Source organism: Streptomyces sp. SS1-1, assembly GCF_008973465.1.
Lineage (GTDB): Bacteria > Actinomycetota > Actinomycetes > Streptomycetales > Streptomycetaceae > Streptomyces.
The window spans coordinates 5,629,818-5,652,600 of the sequence record NZ_WBXN01000004.1 but is presented as its reverse complement, the minus strand read 5'-3'; the positions used below and the strand labels follow the sequence as shown (position 1 = coordinate 5,652,600).

The following is a 22,783-nucleotide window of genomic DNA, read 5'->3' as shown; positions in this document are numbered from 1 at the left end:
GTCCTCATTCTCCTGCTCCTCCGTGCAGACTCTGCACCGGGTGGGCGGTGAGCTGCTGCACACCGCTCAGGTCTCCGGCCAGCTGGTCGACCGCCGCGTGGGCGCTCGCGACGCAGGCCGGGATGCCCACGCCGTCGTAGGGGGCGCCGCACACGGCCAGGCCGGGGAGTTCGGCGACGCGCGCGCGGATGCGGGCCACGCGCGCGTGGTGGCCGACGGGGTACTGGGGCAGTCCGCCGGTCCAGCGGGTGACGCGGGTCTCCAGCGGCGTGGCGTCCAGGCCGGTCGCCTCCCGGAGGTCGCGCCGGGAGACGGCGACGAGCTCGGCGTCGTCACAGGACAGGATCTCCGTCTCGCCGTACCGGCCGACGGAGGTGCGCAGCACCATCACGTCCGGGTCCTCGTCGGCGATCCAGCCCCATTTGCGGGACGCGAACGTCGACGCCTTGATGGTGCGGCCGTCGACGGGCGGCACGAGGAAGCCGCTGCCGTCGGGCAGGGCGGCGGCGTCGGAGTGCCGGTAGGCCAGGGTGACCAGGGCCATCGAGGCGTACTCGACGGTGTCGAGCTCGGCGGCGGCCGTGGGGGCCTCGGCCCGCAGCAGGGCGGCGGCGGCCGGGGCGGGTACGGCGACGACGACGGCGTCGGCGCGCAGCACCCGGTCGCCGGCGACGACACGCCATCCGGTGGGCCCCTCGCGGCGCAGTTCGGTGACCGGCGCGCCGGTGACGATCTCGCCGCCGCGCGCGCGGACGGACGCGGCGACGGCGAGGGGGAGCTGTCCGACGCCGCCCTCGACGCCCATGAACACCGGGCCGGTCTGCTGCCGGGCGGCGGCCGCGGCCTGGATCCCGCGCACCGCCTCGGTGAGCGAGTCGTGGGTGCGGGCGGCCTGGTAGAGCTGGGGGACGGCGGAGCGCAGCGAGATGCGGTAGGCGTCGCCCGCGTACACGCCGCCCAGCAGGGGTTCGACGAGGCGGTCGACGACCTCGCGGCCGAGGCGCTCCGCGACGTACGCGCCGACGGCGACGTCGTCGCCGACCTCGGTGCGCGGCAGGTCGGCGTCGCGCTCGATCCGGGCGAGGCCCTCCGGCGAGAGCAGGCCGGACAGGGCGGCGGCGGTGCCGGGGACGCCCATCACATGGCCCTTGGGCATGGGGCGCAGGGCGCCGCGCGTCCAGATCGACGCGGTCGTGGTGGCGGGCGGCTGCAGCCGGCCGGCGAGGCCCACCTCGCGGGCGAGGGCGACGGCCTCGGGGCGGCGGGCGAGCATCGACTCGGCTCCGAGGTCCACCCGCACCCCGGCGATCTCGCCGGGCAGCAGCTTGCCGCCGACACGGTCCGACGCCTCCAGGACGGTGACGTCGCTGCCGCCGGCCAGCAGCCGGTGGGCGGCCGCCAGTCCGGCGATGCCGCCGCCGATGACGACGACCCGGCCGCCGGGTCCCGTGCGGGTCTCCTCGTGCTCCTCGGTGTGCTCGCGCATGATCCCACTCTCTCAAACGGCACCGGCCGCGCCGCCAGGGCCGTCCGGCCCATCCCCGCCGGGCCCGGTGTGCCCGTGCCGAGTCCCGACCGTGACCTCATCGGGACCGTCCGCCGCCAACGTTCCGGCGGGGCCGGGCGTCGAAGATGCGTCAGTCGTCCACGACGAGCCCCCGGGGGTACCCGCCATGCGCGCACGCCGTTCCGCACGATCCGTCCAGGCCCTCGCCGGCCTCCTGCTGGCCGGCGCGCTCGCGCTCACCGGGTGCAGCGGCGCCGGCGACGGCGCCTCCTCCGATTCCGCGGCCGATTCCGCGGCCGGGGGCGAGGCCGCCAAGTCGGACGCCCGGGGGGCCGCGCCGGGTGCCGCCGCCGACTCCGGTACGGGCGGCGCGGCCCGCAGGCAGCCGTCCACGGCGCCCGAGGCCGCCGCCACCCACATCATCCGCACCGCCTCGCTGACCGTGCGGGTGAAGGACGTGCCCGAGGCGCTGGACGAGGCCCGCACCGCGGTGGAGAACGCGGGCGGGTTCGTCGGCGACGAGGCCACCCGCCAAGACGGGGACGGCCACGAACGCACCCGCGTGGTGCTGCGGGTGCCGGTCGGGAAGTACGCCGAGGTCCTCAAGGACCTGGAGGGCACGGGCCGGCTCGTCGAGCGCAGCGCCAAGGCGCAGGACGTCACCGACCAGGTCGTCGACGTGGAGAGCCGCATCACCTCGCAGCGGGCCAGCGTGGCCCGGATCCGGGAGCTGATGGACCGGGCGACGAAGCTGAGCGACGTGGTGACGCTGGAGGGCGAGCTGAGCAGCCGGCAGGCCGACCTGGAGGCGCTGCTCGCCCAGCAGGCGTCCCTGAAGGACCGCACGAGCCTCGCGACCATCACCCTGTCCCTGTCGGAGACCCCGGCGAAGAAGAAGGCGGCTCCCGAGGACGGCGACCCGGGCTTCCTGGACGCGCTCGCGGGCGGCTGGGACGCGTTCGTGACGATGCTGCGCTGGCTGGCCGTGGTGTTCGGGGCCGTACTGCCGTTCCTGACGGTGGCGGCGCTGCTCGTGTGGCTGTGGGTGAAGGTCCTGCGGCCCCGCAGGCCCGCCCGGTCCGCCGCGCCGGACCCGCTGGGCACGCTCGGGCCGCTGCCGGAGGCGCGCCAGGCGCCGGACGCCACGCGCTCGGGCGGCGAACAGGGTGGCGAGCGGCCCTGAAATGCCGGACGCCCGTAGCGTGTTCGCATGGACATGAGCGCTGAGCGGGGTGTGCGGGAACGGCTGGTCGTGATCGGTGGCGACGCCGCGGGGATGTCCGCGGCGTCGCAGGCACGGCGGCTCAGGGACGCCGGGGAGCTGGAGATCGTGGCCTTCGAACGCGGCCACTTCACCTCCTACTCGGCCTGCGGCATCCCGTACTGGGTGGGCGGTGACGTCGGGCGACGCGAGCAGCTGATCGCGCGGACGGCCGAGGAGCACCGCGCGCGGGACATCGATCTGCGGCTGCGGACCGAGGTCACCGAGATCGACGTGGCCGGGCGGCGGGTACGCGCGCGTGACGTCGACTCGGGGGAGGAGTCCTGGACGTCGTACGACAAGCTCGTGATCGCGACCGGGGCGCGGCCGATCCGGCCCGACATGCCGGGGGCCGACGCGCCCGGTGTGCACGGGGTGCAGACCCTGGACGACGGGCAGGCCCTGATCGACACGCTGTCGCGCACGCGGGGCCGGCGCGCGGTGGTGGTCGGCGCGGGGTACATCGGCGTGGAGATGGCCGAGGCCCTGATCAACCGCGGCTACGAGGTGACGGTCGTCAACCGGGGCAGCGAGCCCATGGCGACGCTGGACCCCGACATGGGCCGTCTGGTGCGCGAGGCCATGGAGGGGCTCGGCATCACCATGGTGAGCGACGCCGAGGTCACCAAGATCCTCACCGGTGACGACGGGCACGTGCGCGCCGTGGCCACCGAGGACGCCGAGTACCCGGCGGACGTGGTCGTCCTGGGCATCGGCGTCCGCCCGGAGACCACCCTGGCGCGCGCGGCTGGGCTGCCGCTGGGCGAGCACGGCGGACTCCTCACCGACCGGTCCCTGCGGGTGCGCGGCCAGGCGGACGTCTACGCGGGCGGCGACTGCGTGGAGGTCCTCGACCTGGTCTCCGGCCAGGAGCGCCACGTTCCGCTGGGCACCCACGCCAACAAGCACGGCCAGGTCGTCGGCACCAACGTGGGCGGCGGGTACGCCACGTTCCCCGGGGTGGTCGGCACGGCCGTCAGCAAGGTGTGCGACCTGGAGATCGCGCGTACGGGCCTGCGCGAGAAGGACGCGCGCAGGGCGGGCCTGCGGTACGTCACCGCCACCATCGAGTCGACGAGCCGCGCCGGGTACTACCCGGGCGCCTCCCCGATGACGGTCAAGATGCTTGCCGAGCTGCGTACGGGACGGCTGCTCGGCGTGCAGATCGTCGGCCGGGAGGGCGCGGCGAAGCGGGTCGACGTCGCGGCGGTGGCGCTGACCGCCGGGATGACGGTGGAGCAGATGACGTCACTGGACCTGGGGTACGCGCCGCCGTTCTCGCCGGTGTGGGACCCGGTCCTGGTGGCGGCCCGCAAGGCGTCCAAGGCGGTGCACGGCGTCTTCTGAGCCGGCGGCCGGGCGGTGGCCGCTCACGCGCTGCCGTTGATCCTCTCGATGGCCTGCCGCGCCTGCTCGGCGGGCGGGCGCGAGGGCAGCGAGGACACGGACGCGCTGCTCGGCATGGCGGCGGGCTGCTCCCCCGCGGGCTTGGCGTGCGCGGCGGCGGGCCGCGTGGACCGCAGCCGGTGGCTGACGGCCTCGTCCAGGGTCACCGGCCGCTGCATCTGCGTGGCGAGCCGCCCGGCGTCCTGGCCGAGGCGGGCCACGTCCTCCCACGGCAGCCGCAGCACCACGGCGATCTCGGCCTCCCCGTCGGGCAGTGCGTGTATCGCAGGAGTAACTCGGTCGCTCATCGCCTGTTCCTCACGTCGTCCCCACGGCCCGCCTTCCCCGTGCCGCGGGCGGTTGCCGAGACATACGCGGCGGGACACGCCGGTGTTCACCGATTCGACGGACCGATCGGGGGCACATATGTGTCGTGGTCATCCCCGTCCATGACGTCAACCCCGTGAGCCGTACGCCCTATGTGACCTACGCGCTGATCATCGCGAACGTCCTGGTCTTCCTCTTCATGCCCGGCGGCGCGGGCTCCGTGGCCGGGGAGAGCAGCCTGGCGCAGCTGTGCCATCTGCAGGCGTTCCTGGAGCAGTACGCGGCCGTTCCTCGGGAGCTGATCCACGGTCAGCTGCCCGGCATGGTCCCCACGGGCCAGGTCGCCGTCGGGCCGCACGGCCCGGGCTGTGTGATCGGCCCGCCGGGCTACGACAAGTCCCCGGCGCTGTCGGTGTTCACCGCGCTGTTCCTGCACGGCGGCTGGCTGCATCTGCTGGGCAACATGCTGTTCCTGCTGATCTTCGGCAACAACATCGAGGACCGCATGGGCCATGTGCGGTTCCTGCTGTTCTATGTGGTCTGCGGCTATGTGGCCTCGTACGGCTTCGCGTTGCTCAACGACGACTCGGCGGAACCGCTGATCGGCGCGTCCGGGGCCATCGCGGGGGTGCTGGGCGCCTATCTGGTGCTGTATCCGAGGGCCCGGGTGTGGGTCCTCGTGCCGTTCCTCGTCTTCCTGCCGCTGCGGCTGCCCGCGTGGCTGGTGCTGGGCTTCTGGTTCGTGCTCCAGGCGGTGTACTCGCACGGCGAGGGCGTCTCGGACGCGGGCACGGTGGCGTACGCGGCGCATGTGGTGGGCTTCCTGGCGGGCATGGTCATCGCGTGGCCGCTGCGCCCGGGGACTCCCCCTCCCCCGGAGCCGCGCGGCCTGCTGTTCGGCAGGCGGGCGCGGCCCGGGTGGTGAGGGGGTCTCCCGCTACTCGGCCAGGGCGCGCCGGCGGCCGCGGCGCACGGGAGCGTCGGCCCGGTCGTCGGCCAGCATCATCTCCGGGTCGAACATGACGACGACGGCGGCCGCCAGCAGCGCGACGAGCGGGCCGGCCAGCATCAGCAGCAGGAACGACAGGAGTTCCACGGACGACTGGGCCGGCGCCGACCCGGCGGTGACGTCGACGGAGACGGCGGCCATGCCGACGTAGTGCATGCCGGTCACGGCCACGCCCATGACGAGGCTGGCGCCCAGACTGGCCCAGAGCCTGCGCACACTGACGGCCGCCCAGAGGGCCGCGGTGGCGGCGACCACGGCGATCACCACGGAGACGACCACGATGGGCGTGGAGTAGCGCAGGGTGCCGTGGACCCGCATGGCGGCCATGCCGAGGTAGTGCATGGCGGCGACCCCGAGGCCGGTGATGACACCGGCCACGGCGAGGTTGGCGGGCGCGGCGCCCCGGTAGCCGACGATGAAGACGCCGAGGGCGACGACGACGATGGCCACGGCGAGGCTCGCCAGGGTCAGGCCGGTGTCGTAGCTGACCAGCGCGCCCTGGATGTTGAAGCCGATCATGCCGACGAAGTGCATGGTCCAGATGCCGCAGCCGATGGAGACGGCGCCGAGGGCGAGCCAGCCCGCCCTGCGCTCGCGCCGGCGCAGCGAGCGGGTGGTGCATCGCAACCCGAGCGCCGCTCCCAGACAGGCCATCAGATAGGCCGCTATGGGAGTCGTCGCTCCGTAGTAGAAGTTCGAGACGGTGGCTGACACGGAGTGTTCCTTCGAGGACCGGACGGCAGGCGGCCGTGGCATCCGTGCGGGGTCGCGGAAGTACGCGCCGGATGCGCCGCCTGGGGGGGATTGAACACGATTCAACCACACGGAGATCATCACATCACCACAACTAGGTGATCAGGTTCCGTTTTTTCAGCATGTGGACAGCACGGGGGCATTCGGACAGCGCGAAGCCGCCCGCCGTCCGGGATGCGGACGACGGGCGGCGTACGGAGGGATGCGGGGCGCGGCCCCGGGGCGGGACGGGTCAGACGGCCGTCTGCGTGTGGACGTACTCCACGAGCCGGGTCAGGGCGTCCGGGTCGGTGGACGGCATCACGCCGTGGCCGAGGTTGAAGACGTGGCCCTCCAGACCGGCGGCGGCGTCGAGGACCTCGCGGGCCTTCGTCTCGACGGCCCCGGTCCCGGCGAACAGCACGGTCGGGTCGAGGTTGCCCTGCAGCGCCTTGCCGGGGCCGACCCGGCGGACGGCCTCGTCGAGCGGGACGCGCCAGTCGACGCCGACGACGTCCGCGCCGGCCTCGCCCATGAGGCCCAGCAGCTCGCCGGTGCCGACGCCGAAGTGGATGCGCGGGACGCCGTAGCCGGCGACCGCGTCGAAGACCTTCGCGGAGGCGGGCAGCACCGAGCGCCGGTAGTCGGCGGGGGCAAGCGCGCCGGCCCAGGAGTCGAAGAGCTGCACGGCGGAGGCGCCGGCCTCGATCTGCACCTTGAGGAAGGCGGCCGTGATCTCCGCGAGCCGGTCGAGCAGATCGGCCCAGAGCTCCGGGTCGCCGTACATCATCGCCTTGGCGTTCTCGTACGTGCGGGACGGACCGCCCTCGACGAGGTAGCTCGCGAGGGTGAACGGGGCGCCGGCGAAACCGATGAGCGGGGTGGCGCCGAGCTCGGCCGTCAGCAGGCCGATGGCCTCGGTGACGTAGGAGACGTCCTCGGGGGTCAGGTCGCGCAGCCGGGCCAGGTCGGCGCGGGTGCGCACGGGCTGCTCCACGACGGGGCCGACGCCGGGCTTGATGTCGAGGTCGACGCCGATCGCCTTGAGCGGGACGACGATGTCGCTGAAGTAGATCGCCGCGTCGACGCCGTGCCGGCGCACCGGCTGCAGGGTGATCTCGGCGACCAGGTCGGGCCGCATGCAGGAGTCGAGCATCCCGATGCCCTGGCGTACCTTGCGGTACTCCGGCAGTGAGCGCCCGGCCTGCCGCATGAACCACACCGGTGTGTGCGGCACCGGCTCGCGCCGGCACGCCTTGAGGAAGGCGGAGTCGTACGGGGCGGAAGGCGGCGTCTGGTTGGCACTCACGGGCCCAAGTCTCGCACGGCCGGGGAGGCCGGGACGCCGGGGGCGGCGGTGATGTCCGGGTGTCCCTCCCTGCACGCGGCCCCGGTTCCCCTTAATCTTCCCGGCATGGCTGCGGCTCAGGGAAGACTGTCGGACGGCACTGGCGGAGCGGATGACGCGAAGGGCGGCGGAGAGGCGGAGCGCAATGCGCGGAGTACGGCCCCGCCGGCCTTCCGAGCCGCGGTGGAGGCCCTGCGCGGCAGCCGGCTGCGCCCGCAGATCGAGGTGGAGCAGACCAAGGCGCCCCAGCGTCTCGCCCCGTACGCGTACGCCCTGGAGGCGACCGTCGTCGACGGCGACCAGGACCTGGCCGACGGCCGGCTCGTGCTGCTGCACGACCCAGACGGGCACGACGCCTGGCGGGGGACGTTCCGGCTGGTGACGCTGGTGCGCGCGGAGCTGGAGCCGGAGATGGCCGCCGATCCGCTGCTGCCCGAGGTGTGCTGGTCCTGGCTGACCGGCGCGCTCCAGGCACGCGGGCTGTCGTACGGGGAGCCGAGCGGCACCGTGACCCGGGCGAGCTCTCACTACTTCGGGGGGCTGTCGGAGCGGCCGGCGGCGTCGCAGATCGAGATCCGCGCCTCGTGGACGCCGCGCGAGGGCCTGGGCGGAGTCCCGGACACCGCGTCCCATCTGACGTCGTGGTGCGATCTGCTCGCACAGGTCGCGGGGCTGCCGCCGGCGGGCCCCGGGGACGCCTCGGTGGTGACGCTGCCGCAGCGCCGCGACCCGCAGGCACGCTGACGCGGGGGCGGACCGAGAGGTCCGCCCTGCTCGTCACTTTGTCGACACGGCCACTTTCGGTCAGGAAACCGTCGCCGATCGAACCGATACCGGTCTCGAACGATCGACCACCTGTCCGAATTGCCCCAATTGTTACTCACTAAATCGTGATCTTTCCCTAAAGGGCCAGAGGTTTGGTGCCGAAGACGACTGTGACCTTGAAAGCCGTCCCCGCACCCCAGGAGGCCCGGTGTCCGTTCTCCTCGAGCAGCCCGCAAGCCTGGTCGCCTACCGCCCGAACAAGCCGACCGCCATGGTGGTCGTGGCCGACCCCCGCGTCCGCTCCACCGTCACCCGCCACCTCTGGGCGCTCGGTGTGCGCGACGTCATCGAAGCCTCGTCCGTCGCGGAGGCTCGTCCCCGCATCGGCAACCCCCGCGACATCTGCGTCGCCGACGTCCACCTCCCCGACGGCTCCGGTCTCACCCTGCTGTCCGAGACCCGTGCCGCGGGCTGGCCCAACGGCCTCGCCCTCTCCGCCGCCGACGACATCGGCGCCGTACGCAACGCCCTCGCGGGCGGTGTGAAGGGCTACGTCGTCACCGGCACCCGCACCAACGTCGGGCTCCCCACCCGCCCCGGTGCCGCCCCCATCGGCTCCGCCGCCGCCCGTATGCACCGCCGCCACCCGGGTGCCCCGAGCCACCCGGGCGGCTACCGCGAACTGTCCGGCCGTGAGGTCGAGGTCCTGCGGCTGGTGGCGGAGGGCCAGTCGAACAAGGCCATCGGCGTCTCGATGGGCCTGTCCGCCCTGACCGTCAAGAGCCACCTCGCCCGTATCGCCCGCAAGCTCGGCACCGGTGACCGCGCCGGCATGGTCGCCGTGGCCCTGCGGACCGGCATCATCCACTGAGCCCTCACCCGTCCGGCCGACCCGCCCGCCGTCCACCGAGGTGAACGGCCCCTTCCCCCCCTCCGCCCGTCCCCACCCTCGTCGTGAGCCCGCTCCCCCAGCGGACTGACTGGTTTACGACCCCCCGGCGCCTGCCGACGGAACGTTCCGTCGGCAGGCGCCGTCCACACACGGATACCCTTGACAGGTGACCGACGCCCAAGAGACCGCAGCAGACACTCCACTGCGAACCACCGGAGGCGGCCCTCCGGACGACGGCGGAGCCTCCGCAGCGAAGGCGCCGATCCCTCTGCTCGAGCCCCGCGAGGGCATTCCGCCCGTGATCGCCGACGAAGCGGCGCTCGCCGAGGTGGTCGCCGCCTTCGCCGCCGGCTCAGGACCCGTCGCCGTCGACGCCGAGCGCGCGTCCGGCTACCGCTACGGCCAGCGCGCCTATCTCGTGCAGCTGCGCCGCGCGGGCGCGGGTACCGCGCTGATCGACCCCGTCGCCTGTCCGGACCTGTCCGGTCTCGGCGCGGCCCTCGCGGACGTCGAGTGGGTGCTGCACGCGGCCACCCAGGACCTGCCGTGCCTGCGGGAGATAGGCATGGTGCCGACCCGGCTGTTCGACACCGAGCTCGCCGGGCGGCTCGCCGGCTTCCCGCGCGTGGGCCTGGGCGCCATGGTCGAGAGCGTGCTCGGCTTCGTCCTGGAGAAGGGCCACTCGGCCGTCGACTGGTCCACCCGCCCGCTGCCCGAGCCCTGGCTGCGCTACGCGACGCTCGACGTCGAACTGCTCGTGGACCTGCGGGACGCCCTGGAGAAGGAGCTGGACCGGCAGGGCAAGCTGGAGTGGGCGCTGCAGGAGTTCGACGCGATCGCGTCGGCGCCGCCCGCCGAGCCGCGCAAGGACCCCTGGCGGCGGACGTCCGGGATGCACAAGGTGCGCCGGCGCCGGCAGCTGGCCGTGGTGCGGGAGCTGTGGCAGACCCGGGACAGGATCGCGCAGCGGCGTGACGTGTCGCCGGGCAAGGTGCTGTCGGACGCGGCGATCGTGGAGGCCGCGCTGTCCATGCCGGCCAACGTGCACGCGCTGTCCGCGCTGAGCGGCTTCGGGCACCGGATGGGGCGGCGGCAGCTGGAGCAGTGGCAGTCCGCGGTCGACCGGGCCAAGGAGCTCAGCGAGGGGCAGTTGCCCGCGCCGGGCCAGCCCGTGACCGGGCCCCCGCCGCCGCGCGCCTGGGCGGACAAGGACCCGGCGGCCGCCGCCCGTCTCGCGACGGCCCGCGCCGCGGTGTCGGCGCTGGCCGAGCGACTGAGCATGCCCCAGGAGAACCTGATCACGCCGGACACCGTGCGGCGCGTGTGCTGGGAGCCGCCGCAGTCGGTGAGCGCCGAGTCGGTGGCGGAGGCGCTGTCCGGGCACGGGGCCAGGCCCTGGCAGGTCGAGCTGGTCACGCCGGTGCTGGTCGCCGCGCTGTCGGCCTGAGGCGGGCTCCTTCGGGGAGGCGTGGCGGCCGGGAGGTACGGCGAGATCACGCCAAGATCTACGGATGCGGCCGGAGTGCGGGCCGGGTCGGCGGTGTGACCTTCGCCGCTCCCCACGCCAGGACTGTGCAGCTACGTTACTCATAAGTAGCATGAGTCCTGAGCGCGCGCTCAGCGCGTCGCGCAGCAGTAGTGCCATCCCGCACCCTGGAGGAGAGCCATCGTGCCTCGTACCGTCAGGGACGTCGTCTTCGTCGACGGCGTCCGCACCCCGTTCGGCAAGGCGGGCCCGAAGGGCATCTACCACGAGACCCGCGCCGACGACCTCGTCGTGAAGGCGATCCGGGAGCTGCTGCGCCGCAACCCCGGTCTCGACCCGAAGAAGATCGACGAGGTCGCCATCGCCGCGACCACGCAGATCGGCGACCAGGGCCTGACCATCGGCCGCACGGCCGGCATCCTCGCGGGCCTGCCGCAGTCGGTGCCCGGCTACTCCATCGACCGTATGTGCGCCGGTGCCCTGACCGCCGTCACCACGGTCGCCGGTTCGGTCGCCTTCGGTGCCTACGACATCGCCATCGCCGGTGGTGTCGAGCACATGGGCCGCCACCCCATGGGTGAGGGCGTCGACCCCAACCCGCGCTTCGTCAGCGAGAAGCTGGTCGACGAGTCCGCCCTGTTCATGGGCATGACCGCCGAGAACCTGCACGACCGCTACCCGAGCATCACCAAGCAGCGCGCCGACGAGTACGCCGTGCGCTCCCAGGAGAAGGCCGCCAAGGCGTACGCCGACGGCAAGATCCAGGCCGACCTGGTGCCGATCTCGGTGCGCCGCACCAACGCCGAGGCCGGCGAGACCGGCTGGGGCCTGGTCACCGCCGACGAGCCGATGCGCCCGGGCACCACCCTGGAGAACCTGGCGGGTCTGAAGACCCCGTTCCGCGTGCACGGCCGGGTCACCGCCGGCAACGCGGCCGGTCTGAACGACGGCGCCACCGCGTCCCTCATCGCCTCCGAGGACTTCGCCCGCGAGCACGACCTGCCGGTGAAGATGCGGCTCGTCTCCTACTCCTTCGCGGGTGTGGAGCCGGAGGTCATGGGCTACGGCCCGATCCCGGCCACCGAGAAGGCCCTCGCCCAGGCCGGCCTGTCCATCGACGACATCGGCCTGTTCGAGATCAACGAGGCCTTCGCCGTGCAGGTGCTGGCCTTCCTGGAGCACTACGGCATCGCCGACGACGACGCCCGCGTCAACCAGTACGGCGGCGCCATCGCGTTCGGCCACCCGCTGGCCTCCTCCGGCGTCCGCCTCATGACGCAGCTGGCCCGCCAGTTCGAGGAGCAGCCGCACGTCCGCTACGGCCTGACCACCATGTGCGTCGGCTTCGGCATGGGCGCGACGGTCATCTGGGAGAACCCGCACTTCGAGGGGGACAAGTGAGCACCACCGCTGAGCTTTTGAAGGGTGCGGCCGAGCTGTTCCCGGGTGAGGTCGTCACCCAGGCGCACGTACGCCACTTCGACCTGCCGCTGACCGGGTCCGACAGCGGCTCCGCCGCGGGCGGGCGCTTCGCCCTGATCACCCTGGACAACGGCCACGACCACACCAAGCCGACCACGCTCGGCCCGCAGTCGCTGGCGAACATCGACGCCGCGATCGACCAGGTCGAGAAGGAGGCCGCGGACGGCGACATCGTCGGCGTCGGCGTCACCGGCAAGCCGTTCATCTTCGCGGTCGGCGCCGACCTCAAGGGCGTCGAGCTGCTGAAGGAGCACAAGGACGCGCTGGCCATCGGCAAGGGCGGCCACGACGTCTTCAAGCGCCTGTCGCAGCTGGCCGTGCCGACCTTCGCGTACTACAACGGCGCCGCCATGGGCGGTGGCGTGGAGATCGGTCTGCACTGCACCTACCGCACGGTGTCCGCGGCGCTGCCCGCGTTCTCCCTGCCCGAGGTCTTCCTCGGCCTGGTGCCCGGCTGGGGCGGCTGCACCCTGCTGCCGAACCTGATCGGCGCCGAGAAGGCCGTCTCGGTGATCATCGAGAACAGCCTCAACCAGAACCGGCAGCTCAAGGGCAAGCAGGTCTACGAACTCGGCATCGCGGACGCGCTGTTCGAGGGCGCGGACTTCCTGGAGCAGTCGCTGATCTGGACCGCGTCCGTCCTCAAGGGCGAGATCACGGTCGAGCGTCCGGCGATCGACCGCGGCGAGGCCTGGGACCAGGCCGTCGCCAAGGGCCGGTTCGTGGCGGACTCCAAGGTGCACGGCGCGGCCCCGGCCGCCTACCGCGCCCTGGACATCATCGCCGCCGCCAAGGACGGCGACCTGCAGAAGGGCTACGACGCCGAGGACCAGGCGCTCGCCGACCTGATCATGGGCGGCGAGCTGCGCTCCGGCATCTACGCCTTCAACCTGGTGCAGAAGCGCGGCAAGCGCCCCGCCGGCGCGCCGGACAAGAACCTGGCCCGCCCGGTCACCAAGGTCGGTGTCGTCGGCGCCGGTCTGATGGCCTCCCAGCTCGCGCTGCTGTTCCTGCGCCGCCTCGAGGTCCCGGTCGTCCTCACGGACATCGACCAGGAGCGCGTCGACAAGGGTGTGGGCTACGTCCACGCCGAGATCGACAAGCTGCTCGGCAAGGGCCGGATCAACCAGGACAAGGCCAACCGCCTCAAGGCGCTGGTGACGGGTGTCCTGGACAAGGCGGAGGGCTTCGCGGACGCGGACTTCATCATCGAAGCCGTGTTCGAGGAGATCGGTGTCAAGCAGCAGGTGTTCGCGGAGGTCGAGGCGGTCGCCCCGGCGCACGCGATCCTCGCCACCAACACCTCCTCCCTCTCCGTCTCGGAGATGGCCTCGAAGCTGAAGCACCCCGAGCGGGTCGTCGGCTTCCACTTCTTCAACCCGGTGGCCGTCCTCCCGCTGCTGGAGATCGTCCGCGGCGAGAAGACCGACGACGCCTCGCTGGCCACGGCGTTCGCCGTCGCCAAGAAGCTGAAGAAGACCGCGGTGCTGACGAAGGACGCCCCGGCGTTCGTCGTGAACCGCATCCTCACCCGCTTCATGGGCGAGATCCAGAACGTCATCGACGAGGGCACGCCGGTCGAGGTCGCCGAGAAGGCCGTCGAGCCGCTCGGTCTGCCGATGTCCCCGCTGGTGCTCCTGGAGCTGGTCGGTCCCGCGATCGGTCTGCACGTCTCGGAGACCCTCAACCGGGCCTTCCCCGACCGCTTCACGGTCTCCCCGAACCTGGCGGCCGTCGTCAAGGCGGGCAAGCGCGGCTTCTACGTCTACGACTCCGGCAAGCCGGAGCTGGACCCGGAGGTCGCCGCGCTGCTGAAGCAGGGCGATGTCGTCCTGACGGAGGAGCAGGTCCGCGACCGCGTCCTGGACGCCGTCGCCCAGGAGATCGGCATCATGCTCGACGAGGGCGTCGTCGCCGAGGCCCAGGACATCGACCTGTGCCTGATCACGGGCGCCGGCTGGCCCTTCCACCTGGGCGGCATCACGCCGTACCTGGACCGCGAGGGCGTCTCGGAGCGCGTGAACGGCAAGAGGTTCCTGGAGCCGGGCGTGGCCAGCGTCCCCGCGTAGGCGCTTCGCTGTGAACGCCGGTGCTCTGCACGCCTGTCAGGTGTGCAGGGCACCGGCGTTTCTGCGCGCGTCGCCTCTGGGGGCTCCGCCCGCCCCAGACCCCCGTGTCGGCCTGAACGGCCTCGTCCTCAAACGCCGGACGGGCTGAAGGCCGGCACCGGCGCCCTCGAAGCAGCCGCCTCAGACCTCCCGCCACGCCTCCAGGGCCAGCCCCGGCTCGTCCTTGCGCCGCGTCAGCAGAAGGCGGCCCGTCGACGGTGACACCGTCGCCGCCACGATCCGCTCCTCCTCGTCCAGGGCCAGCGCCACCACCGCGTCCGCCGGCAGCTGCGGCCCCGACTCCGTCCACCAGGCCCCCGCGGACTCCTGTTCCGTCGGGTACGCGGCGAAGGCGACGCGGCCGCTCGCCGAGCGCTGGGCCAGGACCGTGCAGTCGTGGCCGTCGAGCGCGCAGCGCACCGCGGACACCGGGCCGGGTCCGGCCGAGGGCAGGACGGTGACCGGTCTGGCGCCGGGGCGCCAGGCGCACAGGTCGCCGGAGTCCTCGGCGTAGTAGAGCGTGGTGCGCTCCGCCGAGGTCGCCAGGGCGTACAGGGTGCCGGGCCGGACGGGCGTCTCCAGCGCCTCCTGGAGGACGGGGACGGCACCCGGCTCCTCCTGCCGCCAGTACAGCAGGGCCCCGGGGACCGCCGCGTACAGCTCGACCAGCCCGGACTCCCCCACCACGGCGGCCAGTTGCTCGTGGACGTCCCGGCCCTTGAGGTCGTGCCAGGCGCCCCAGCCGCCCGTCTGCTTCTGCGCGCGCATGCCGACTCCGCCCGCCTTGTCGCGGACGAACACATGGGCGCGGCCCTGCGCGTCGACGGTGACGGCGGGCAGGCCCGTACGGTCGCCGCTGCCGTCCGGGTGGCCGACGGGGACCCAGTCGAGCGCGGCCAGCCGGGCCCTGAAGTGCGTGGAGTGCACGAGGCCCGACTCCCCCGGCTTGGTGGGACGCCAGGCGGCCAGATGGGTGTAGGCGTCGGGGCCGTGCCCGAGGGCGGGTCCTGGGTGGAGTCCCTGCTCGCCGCCGATCCGGCGTGGAGGGCCCCAGGGCCCGCCGGGCCCCAGTTCCGCCCGGCACAGGACGGCCTCGTCGGTCGGCAGATAGACACCGAGGCGGCCGTCACGGCCGCGGATGAGCCAGTCGCCGTTCACCGTTTCACCCTATGCGGGGCCGGCGCGGCGGAACGCGCCGCCCCCGGGCAAGCTGGATCACGGCACCTCAATACCGAGACAGGAAGTCGACGTCATGACCGACAAGTTCACCGTGAGCGTCCTGGGCACCGGGATCATGGGGGCCGCCATGGCCCGCAATCTCGTCAAGGCCGGGCACACCGTGCGCGTCTGGAACCGTACCCGGGCCAAGGCCGAGCCGCTGGCCGCCGACGGGGCCCTGGTGACCGGGACGCCCGCCGAGGCGGTCCAGGACGCCGATGTCGTCCTCACCATGCTGTACGACGGTCCCGCGACGCTGGAGGTCATGCGGGAGGCGGCGCCGGCCCTGCGCACGGGGGCGGTGTGGGTGCAGTCGACGACCGCCGGTCTGGAGGGGATCGCCGAGCTGGCCGGCTTCGCCCGCGAGCACGGCCTCGTCTTCTACGACGCCCCGGTGCTCGGCACCCGGCAGCCCGCCGAGGCGGGCACGCTCACCGTGCTGGCGGCGGGCCCGAACGACAGCCGGCCGGTGGTGCAGCCCGTGTTCGACGCCGTGGGGTCCAGGACGGTGTGGACCGGGGAGGACGGCGCGGCGGGCACCGCGACCCGGCTGAAGCTGGTCGCCAACAGCTGGGTGCTGGCGGTGACGAACGCCGCCGGGGAGGTGCTGGCGCTGGCCGAGGCCCTCGGGGTGGACCCGCAGCGGTTCTTCGAGGTGATCGACGGCGGCCCGCTCGACATGGGGTACCTGCGCGCGAAGGCGGGGCTGGTGCTGGACGGCAACCTGTCCCCGGCCGCCTTCGCGGTCCGTACGGCGGCGAAGGACGCGCGGCTCATCGTGGAGGCGGGCGAGCACCACGGCGCCCGGCTGGACGTGGCCGCGGCGAGCGCGGAACGGTTCGCCCGGGCGGAGGCGCAGGGGCACGGGGACGAGGACATGGCGGCGGCGTACTTCGCGAGCTTCCCGGGCGAGGAGGGCGAGTAGCGGCCGGGTGCCGTGCGACCCTGGGCGGCATGGACGAAGACGCTCCCCTGCTCGTGATCGTCGATGCCGCGAACGTCGTCGGGTCGGTGCCCGACGGCTGGTGGCGGGACCGCCGCGGTGCCGCGGAACGCCTGCGGGACCGGCTGGCGGCGGACGGCGTGCCGGGGCACGCCGGGCCGGTGGAGATCGTGCTGGTGGTGGAGGGGGCCGCCCGGGGCGTGGAGAGCGTCCCGGGGGTACGGGTGGAGTCCGCCCCCGGCAGCGGCGACGACCACATCGTCGCGCTGGTGGAGCAGGTGGCCGGACGGCCCGTGCTGGTCGTGACCGCCGACCGGGAACTGCGGCAGCGGGTGCGGAGGTTGGGCGCCGACGTGACGGGGCCGCGTACGGTGTTGCCGTAACCGGCCTGCCGTACGCGGCCCCGGGCGGGCACCGCCCGCTCCTTCACGTCCGCCTGCTACTTCACCTCCGCGGGTTCCTCCTCGCCGCGGGCGAGACGGCTGTGGGTTCGGCCGTAGAGGAAGTACACGGCGAAGCCGACGACCATCCAGATGGCGAACCGGACCCAGGTCTCGGAGGGCAGGTTGATCATCAGCCACAGCGAGGCGCACACCGACACGATCGGCAGGACCGGCACCCAGGGGGTGCGGAAGGACCGGGGCAGGTCGGGGCGGGTCTTGCGGAGGATGATCACGCCGATGGCCACGACGACGAAGGCGAACAGCGTGCCGATGTTCACCAGCGCGGCCAGTTCCGTCAGCGGCGTGAAGCCCGCGAGGATCGCGATGAGCACGCCCAGCAGGATCGTCGGGCGGTGCGGGGTCTTGAAGCGCGGGTGGACGTGCGAGAAGAACCGGGGCAGCAGTCCGTCGCGGCTCATGGCGAAGAAGACCCGGGTCTGGCCGAGCAGCAGGATCATGCAGACCGTCGTCAGGCCGACCGCGGCGCCGAAGCTGATGAAGCCCGCGTACCAGGGGTGCCCGGTGTCCTTGAACGCGTCGGCGAGCGGCGCGTCCACGGAGAGCTTGGTGTAGTGCTGCATGCCGGTGACGACGATCGACACGAGGACGTACAGGGTGGTGCAGATGACGAGGGAGCCGAGGATGCCGCGCGGCATGTCACGCTGAGGGTTCTTGGTCTCCTCGGCGGCCGTGGCGACGACGTCGAAGCCGATGAAGGCGAAGAAGACGACGGAGGCCGCGGTGAAGATGCCCATGACGCCGAAGTTGGACGGCGCCCAGCCGAACATGAGCTGGATGAGTGGTGCCTGGAGACTGCCCTCGGCCTCCACGGTCTGGCTCTTCGGGATGAACGGGTCGTAGTTGTCGGAGTTGATCAGGAACGCGCCCGCGATGATCACCGTCAGGACGACGGCCAGCTTGATGGCCACGACCAGGGACGTGATCCGCGCCGACAGCTTCATGCCGAGGACGAGGACGAAGGTCAGGACGAGGACGAGCGCGGCCGCCAGGATGTCGAAGCCGAAGCCGTCGGCGCCCTCCCGGCTGGCGAGCGCCGCCGGCATCTCCCAGCCCGCGTTGTCCATCAGGGACTGGATGTAGCCCGACCAGCCGACGGCCACCACCGCCGTGCCCAGCGCGAACTCCAGGACCAGGTCCCAGCCGATGATCCAGGCGGGCAACTCCCCCAGCGAGGCGTACGAGAAGGTGTACGCCGAACCGGCGACGGGGAGCGTGGACGCGAACTCGGCGTAGCACAGGGCGGCCAGCGCGCAGACGATGCCGGCGACGACGAACGCCAGGGCCACCGCGGGTCCGGCGTTGTCCTTGGCGACGGTGCCGGTGAGCACGAAGATGCCCGTACCGATGATGACGCCGACACCGAAGACGGTCAGGTCCAGCGCGGACAAGGACTTCTTGAGCGCGTGCTCGGGTTCCTCGGTGTCGCGGATGGACTGCTCGACTCTCTTCGTCCGGAAGAGTGTGCTGCTCACGGTCTTACCTCCCACGCTTGTCGTCCCCGACATGATCGAGAGGGGGCGTGGTACGCCTGCCCCGGCGCGAGCAATTTCACACAGATGGGCCGGTTTCACCACTCGTGTCGGCGGCGAAACCGGCCCGTTCGGACCTGTGAGGACCCGTCAGTCGCGCGCGGGCTCCACGGCGTCGGCCTCGGCCGCGGCGCGGTCGAACCGGCCGTCGAGCTTGGAGACCAGACCGGTGACCTGGCGGGCGATGTCGGGGGCGGTCAGCCCGATCTCCGCCATGACCTCGGCGCGCGAGGCGTGGTCGAGGAAGCGCGGCGGGATGCCGAAGTCGCGCAGCGGGACGTCGACGCCCGCGTCCCGCAGGGCCTGGGCGACGGCCGAGCCGACCCCGCCGACGCGGCTGTTGTCCTCGACGGTGACGACCACGCGGTGCCGCTCGGCGAGCGGGGCCATGGCCTCGTCGACGGGCTTGACCCAGCGCGGGTCGACGACGGTGGTGGAGATGCCCTGCCTGTCGAGCAGGCCGGCGATCTCCAGGCACATCGGCGCGAGGGCGCCCACGGAGACCAGCAGGACGTCCGGGCGGTCGGTGCCGGGCTCACGCAGCACGTCCATGCCGCCGACGCGCCCGACGGCGGGCACGGCGGGGCCGACGGCGCCCTTGGAGAAGCGGACGACGGTCGGGGCGTCCTCGACCTGGACGGCCTCGCGCAACTGTGCGCGCACCTGGTCGGCGTCGCGCGGGGCGGCGAGCCTCAGGCCCGGGACGACCTGGAGAATCGACATGTCCCACATGCCGTTGTGGGAGGCGCCGTCGGTGCCGGTGACGCCGGCCCGGTCGAGCACGAAGGTGACCCCGCACCTGTGCAGGGCGACGTCCATGAGGACCTGGTCGAAGGCGCGGTTGAGGAAGGTGGCGTAGACGGCGAAGACCGGGTGCACCCCGCCGGTGGCGAGGCCGGCCGCGGAGACCGCGCCGTGCTGCTCGGCGATGCCGACGTCGTAGACCCGTTCGGGGAACCTCTTGGCGAACTTGTCCAGGCCGACCGGCTGGAGCATGGCGGCGGTGATGGCGACGATGTCGTCGCGCTCCTCGCCGAGCTTCACCATCTCCTCGCCGAAGACGGACGTCCAGTCGGCGCCGGAGGAGGCGATCGGCAGTCCGGTGTCGGGGTGGATCTTGCCGACGGCGTGGAAGCGGTCGGCCTCGTCCTGGAGGGCGGGCTGGTAGCCGCGGCCCTTCTCGGTGAGGCAGTGCACGATGACCGGGCCGCCGAAGCGCTTGGCGCGGGCGAGGGCGGACTCCAGGGCCTCGATGTCATGGCCGTCGATCGGGCCGACGTACTTCAGGCCGAGGTCCTCGAACATGCCCTGCGGGGCGATGAAGTCCTTCAGGCCCTTCTTGGCGCCGTGCAGGGTCTCGTAGAGCGGCCTGCCGACGACCGGGGTGCGGTCGAGGATCTCCTTGGTGCGGGTCAGGAAGCGCTCGTAGCCGTCGGTGGTGCGCAGCGTCGCGAGGTGGTTGGCGAGGCCGCCGATGGTGGGCGCGTAGGAGCGCTCGTTGTCGTTGACGACGATGACGAGGGGGCGGTCCTTGGCCTCGGCGATGTTGTTCAGCGCCTCCCAGGCCATGCCGCCGGTCAGGGCGCCGTCGCCGATGACGGCGACGACGTGGTCGTCGCGCTTCCTGAGCTGGTTGGCCTTGGCGAGGCCGTCGGCCCAGCCGAGGACGGTCGAGGCGTGCGAGTTCTCGATGACGTCGTGCTCGGACTCGGCCTGCGAGGGGTAGCCGGACAGGCCGCCCTTCATCTTCAGCCGGCTGAAGTCCTGGCGGCCGGTGAGCAGCTTGTGCACGTAGGACTGGTGGCCGGTGTCCCAGAGGACCTTGTCCTTCGGCGACTCGAACACCCGGTGCAGGGCGATGGTCAGCTCGACCACGCCGAGGTTGGGGCCGAGGTGGCCGCCGGTCTTGGAAACGGCCTCGACGAGGAAGGTCCGGATCTCCTCTGCCAGCTGGACCAGCTGCTCAGGGGTGAGCCGGTCCAGATCGCGCGGTCCCGTGATGCGGGTCAGCAGCGGCACCCGTGCCTCCTTGCTGTAGAGCTGTCGAGCTGTTGCCGGGCTTGTCGAGTCTAATGTTCCGCTCCGGCGGAAGGTTCCCGGCCCGGGAGTCGTACGTCACGCGATCGGCTCTGCCGGTGTCACGGCACGCCGAAGGGGGCGCGGGGAACGGCGCGACCAGCCACAACGGACCGGTACCCGCCAGTTCACCCGCGCCCCCTGGGCGCTACCGCGCTCCGCGCTACGCGCGACCCGCGGTCTTCTGCGTCTTGCGGGTGATCGAGTCGATCACGACCGTGGTGAGCAGAACGCCGGCGGTGATCATGTACTTCACCGGCTCGGCGATGGACTCCAGCTGGAGGCCGTACTGGATCGAGACGATGACCAGGACACCCAGGAGGGCGTTCCAGGTGCGGCCACGGCCACCGAAGAGGGACGTGCCACCGATGACGGCCGCCGCGATGGCGTTCATCAGCAGGTCACCGGTACCGGCGCTCTGGTTGGCGGAGGCGATCTTGGAGGCCAGGAAGAGGCCGCCGATCGCCGCGAAGCCACCGGAGATCGCGAACACCGAGATACGCACCGCGGTGACGTTGATACCGGCACGGCGGGACGCCTCGACGCTGCCACCGAGGGCGAACACCTTGCGGCCGTACGAGGTGCGGCGGAGCAGGAAGTCCGTGCCGACCAGGAACACCAGGAAGATGACCGTGGCCAGCGGCAGGCCCTTGTACTGGTTGTACATGATCGCCGCGGCGAAGGAGACGATGCCCAGCAGGGCGGTCCGCAGGATCGTGTCGCTCAGCGGGCGGAACGGGATGCCCGCGGCCTCGCGGCGGCGGTTGCCGAGGAAGGAGCTGAGGAAGAACAGCGCCGTCACGACCGCCGCCAGACCGTAGGCGGCCGCCACGTCCGAGAAGAAGTACGTGGTGAGCTTGCCGATCAGGCCGTCGCTGTCGAGGTTGATCGTGCCGTTCTCGCCCAGCGTCTGGAGCATGAAGCCGAGCCAGAAGAGCAGACCGGCCAGGGTCACGGCGAAGGCGGGGGCGCCCAGCACCGCGAAGAAGAAGCCGTGCAGGGCGCCGATGGCGGCACCGCACGCGATCGCGAAGAGCACGGCCGCCCACTCGGGCCAGCCCTGGTTCACCGCGAGGACGGCGGCGATGGCGCTGGAGGCACCGCTGACGGAGCCGACGGACAGGTCGATCTCACCGAGCAGCAGCACGAAGACGATGCCGACCGAGATCATGCCGGTGCCGACCATCGTGACGGTGATGTCGTTGATGTTCTGCGCGGACAGGAACGCGGAGTTCAGGCTCTGGAAGATGACGCAGATGGCGACCAGGCCGAGGATGACCGGCAGGGAGCCGAGCTCACCGGCCTTTATCTTGCGCCGGAACTCGCCGATGTAGCCGGCGAGGCCCTGCTCCTGGACGAGCAGGCGGGGGTCGACCGCGGTCACCGCGGCAGCGGCGGCCTCGGGGTTGACGACCTCGTGCTCGTCGGTGGCAGCGGTGGAGGTCTTGTCGGTGCTCACTTGGAAACCTCCCCGTTGGTGCGCGCCGCACGGCGGGTCACGGCGTTGTCGGTGGCGCCGGTGATGGCGGAGATGATCTCCTCCTGCGAGGTCGTCTTGACCTCGAAGACGCCGTTGTTCTGACCGAGCCGCAGCACGGCGACCTTGTCCGCGACGGCCTTGACATCGGCCATGTTGTGGCTGATGAGGATGACGGCGTGGCCGCGCTCGCGGAGCCGCTCGACCAGGTCGAGGACCTGGGCGGTCTGCTCGACACCGAGGGCCGCGGTGGGCTCGTCGAGGATGACCAGCTTGGGCTCGCCGAGCATGGAGCGGGCGATGGCCACGGTCTGGCGCTGACCGCCGGAGAGCGAGGCGATCGGGATGCGCACGCTGGGGATGCGGATCGAGAGGGTCTGGAGCAGCTCGCGGGAGCGGCGCTCCATCTCGACCTCGTCGAGGATGCCGCGCTTCTTCAGCTCGCGGCCCAGGAAGAGGTTGCCTACGACGTCGATGTTGTCGCACAGCGCGAGGTCCTGGTACACCGTCGCGATGCCGAGGGCCTGGGCGTCGTGCGGCCGGTTGATCGACACGGCCTTGCCTTCCCATTCGATGACGCCTTCATCGATGGGGTGCACGCCGGCGATCGTCTTGACCAGCGTGGACTTTCCGGCGCCGTTGTCGCCCACCAGGGCGACCACTTCACCGGCGTGGACCTCAAGCTCTACGTCGGTGAGCGCCTGAACGGCACCGAACCGCTTGGAGACCCCGCGCAACGCCAGCACGGGCGTAGCGGACACGTGAACCATCTC

At 72.3% G+C, this 22,783-nt stretch carries 19 protein-coding genes; 10 read left to right on the top strand and 9 right to left on the bottom strand.

Features of this window, described 5'->3' with window-relative positions; translation table 11 throughout:
* Positions 1-4: 4 nt before the first annotated feature.
* Positions 5-1,486 (bottom strand): protoporphyrinogen oxidase, encoded by a 1,482-nt coding sequence (gene hemG / locus F8R89_RS27235; RefSeq protein WP_151786411.1) that lies wholly within the window; start codon positions 1,484-1,486, stop codon positions 5-7.
* Positions 1,487-1,673: 187 nt separating this feature from the next.
* On the opposite strand from hemG, the gene F8R89_RS27230 reads away from it, so the two are divergent.
* Both F8R89_RS27230 and F8R89_RS27225 read left to right on the top strand, forming a co-directional pair.
* Positions 1,674-2,690: a DUF4349 domain-containing protein gene (locus tag F8R89_RS27230; protein WP_151786410.1), complete on the top strand. Its 1,017-nt coding sequence runs from the start codon at positions 1,674-1,676 to the stop codon at positions 2,688-2,690.
* 27 nt (positions 2,691-2,717) lie between these two features.
* The gene (locus tag F8R89_RS27225; RefSeq protein WP_151786409.1) at positions 2,718-4,115 is read left to right on the top strand and encodes an FAD-dependent oxidoreductase; all 1,398 of its coding nucleotides are present in this window, start codon (positions 2,718-2,720) and stop codon (positions 4,113-4,115) included.
* A 23-nt stretch (positions 4,116-4,138) separates the two neighbouring features.
* Here F8R89_RS27225 and F8R89_RS27220 read toward each other — a convergent pair whose 3' ends face one another.
* Complete coding sequence (locus F8R89_RS27220; protein WP_079034189.1) at positions 4,139-4,462, bottom strand: hypothetical protein; 324 nt, start codon at positions 4,460-4,462, stop codon at positions 4,139-4,141.
* A gap of 125 nt (positions 4,463-4,587) precedes the next feature.
* On the opposite strand from F8R89_RS27220, the gene F8R89_RS27215 reads away from it, so the two are divergent.
* Positions 4,588-5,406 (top strand): rhomboid family intramembrane serine protease, encoded by an 819-nt coding sequence (locus F8R89_RS27215; protein WP_151786408.1) that lies wholly within the window; start codon positions 4,588-4,590, stop codon positions 5,404-5,406.
* 12 nt (positions 5,407-5,418) lie between these two features.
* Here the strand turns inward: F8R89_RS27215 and F8R89_RS27210 are convergent, their stop codons facing one another.
* Entirely contained in the window at positions 5,419-6,204 is a 786-nt protein-coding gene (locus F8R89_RS27210; protein WP_151786407.1) for an MHYT domain-containing protein, read from the bottom strand.
* Between the two features lie 271 nt (positions 6,205-6,475).
* Positions 6,476-7,531 (bottom strand): uroporphyrinogen decarboxylase, encoded by a 1,056-nt coding sequence (gene hemE, locus F8R89_RS27205; RefSeq protein WP_151786406.1) that lies wholly within the window; start codon positions 7,529-7,531, stop codon positions 6,476-6,478.
* Positions 7,532-7,636: 105 nt separating this feature from the next.
* Between hemE and F8R89_RS27200 the strand changes: the two genes are divergently transcribed.
* The 5 genes from F8R89_RS27200 to F8R89_RS27180 all read left to right on the top strand — a co-directional run bounded on the left by F8R89_RS27200 (position 7,637) and on the right by F8R89_RS27180 (position 14,264).
* Positions 7,637-8,314 carry a DUF3000 domain-containing protein gene (locus F8R89_RS27200; protein WP_151786405.1) on the top strand — a complete coding sequence of 226 codons (678 nt, stop codon included), beginning with the start codon at positions 7,637-7,639 and terminating at the stop codon, positions 8,312-8,314.
* Between the two features lie 229 nt (positions 8,315-8,543).
* Positions 8,544-9,206 (top strand): response regulator transcription factor, encoded by a 663-nt coding sequence (locus F8R89_RS27195; protein ID WP_055621971.1) that lies wholly within the window; start codon positions 8,544-8,546, stop codon positions 9,204-9,206.
* A 187-nt stretch (positions 9,207-9,393) separates the two neighbouring features.
* A complete protein-coding gene (locus F8R89_RS27190; protein WP_151786404.1) occupies positions 9,394-10,674 on the top strand; it encodes a ribonuclease D in 1,281 nt (426 codons plus the stop codon).
* 222 nt (positions 10,675-10,896) lie between these two features.
* Positions 10,897-12,114, top strand: coding sequence for a thiolase family protein (locus F8R89_RS27185; protein ID WP_151786403.1), 1,218 nt, complete (start codon positions 10,897-10,899; stop codon positions 12,112-12,114).
* Positions 12,111-14,264 carry a 3-hydroxyacyl-CoA dehydrogenase NAD-binding domain-containing protein gene (locus F8R89_RS27180; protein WP_151786402.1) on the top strand — a complete coding sequence of 718 codons (2,154 nt, stop codon included), beginning with the start codon at positions 12,111-12,113 and terminating at the stop codon, positions 14,262-14,264. The genes F8R89_RS27185 and F8R89_RS27180 overlap by 4 nt, the downstream gene beginning before the upstream one ends.
* A 180-nt stretch (positions 14,265-14,444) precedes the next feature.
* Here F8R89_RS27180 and F8R89_RS27170 read toward each other — a convergent pair whose 3' ends face one another.
* Positions 14,445-15,461 carry a hypothetical protein gene (locus F8R89_RS27170; protein WP_151786400.1) on the bottom strand — a complete coding sequence of 339 codons (1,017 nt, stop codon included), beginning with the start codon at positions 15,459-15,461 and terminating at the stop codon, positions 14,445-14,447.
* A gap of 94 nt (positions 15,462-15,555) precedes the next feature.
* Here F8R89_RS27170 and F8R89_RS27165 point away from each other — a divergent pair, with 94 nt between their 5' ends.
* Complete coding sequence (locus F8R89_RS27165) at positions 15,556-16,446, top strand: NAD(P)-dependent oxidoreductase (RefSeq protein ID WP_151786399.1); 891 nt, start codon at positions 15,556-15,558, stop codon at positions 16,444-16,446.
* Positions 16,447-16,475: 29 nt separating this feature from the next.
* Positions 16,476-16,847: an NTP pyrophosphohydrolase gene (locus F8R89_RS27160; RefSeq protein WP_151786398.1), complete on the top strand. Its 372-nt coding sequence runs from the start codon at positions 16,476-16,478 to the stop codon at positions 16,845-16,847.
* 56 nt (positions 16,848-16,903) lie between these two features.
* On the opposite strand, the gene F8R89_RS27155 is transcribed toward F8R89_RS27160, so the two are convergent.
* From F8R89_RS27155 to F8R89_RS27140, 4 genes are all read right to left on the bottom strand, one after another.
* Positions 16,904-18,400, bottom strand: a complete 1,497-nt coding sequence (locus tag F8R89_RS27155) for an amino acid permease (RefSeq protein ID WP_151786397.1) — start codon at positions 18,398-18,400, stop codon at positions 16,904-16,906.
* Positions 18,401-18,547: 147 nt separating this feature from the next.
* Complete coding sequence (gene dxs / locus F8R89_RS27150; protein ID WP_151786396.1) at positions 18,548-20,476, bottom strand: 1-deoxy-D-xylulose-5-phosphate synthase; 1,929 nt, start codon at positions 20,474-20,476, stop codon at positions 18,548-18,550.
* 220 nt (positions 20,477-20,696) lie between these two features.
* Entirely contained in the window at positions 20,697-21,992 is a 1,296-nt protein-coding gene (locus tag F8R89_RS27145; RefSeq protein WP_151786395.1) for a sugar ABC transporter permease, read from the bottom strand.
* Complete coding sequence (locus F8R89_RS27140; protein WP_192806246.1) at positions 21,989-22,780, bottom strand: ATP-binding cassette domain-containing protein; 792 nt, start codon at positions 22,778-22,780, stop codon at positions 21,989-21,991. Before F8R89_RS27140 ends, F8R89_RS27145 begins: the two co-directional genes overlap by 4 nt.
* Positions 22,781-22,783: the final 3 nt, after the last annotated feature.